1 protein-coding gene is annotated in these 398 nt (G+C 46.2%); it reads right to left on the bottom strand.

The genetic code is table 11. The features are described 5' to 3' along the window. Positions 1-398, bottom strand: a 398-nt coding sequence (locus N2K84_RS20285) for an SPASM domain-containing protein (RefSeq protein WP_282593653.1), incomplete at both ends; no start/stop codon positions are given.

Here is a 398-nt window from a genome sequence, read left to right as displayed (position 1 = left end):
TTCGAGTTCAGCATATTAATCAGCCGGTCGTGCATCACATTGCCCAGCTTCCATTTCGGTTCCACAAAAAAGTCGCAGCTATAAACATTGCCGTTGTGCTCAATCACCACATACGGGCCACACTCTTTCATCATCGTGCATTCGGGTGCCTCCAGCCCCACATAACTGTAGAACACCGATTCGAAATGACGAACCGAAGTAGTCGGTTGTCCGTCTTTAAAATCGGCCAGCCACAGGTCGAACAGTTTATTCAGGAAACGACCGTAGTCTTCTGCCGAAACCGAAAAGTCGGCCGCTTTTGATGGGTCATTTTTATCCGTTTCCACAATCGGGATAAACTGCATAAAGGTTAATCCCAAACTTTTATAGTAATTGTACAGCTCTTCGGGATGTTTCAC

Origin of the sequence: Gaoshiqia sediminis (assembly GCF_025907915.1) — a bacterium.
GTDB lineage: Bacteria > Bacteroidota > Bacteroidia > Bacteroidales > Prolixibacteraceae > Gaoshiqia > Gaoshiqia sediminis.
The sequence above is the reverse complement of the archived record's forward strand: the minus strand, read 5'-3'. Positions and strand labels throughout refer to the sequence as shown.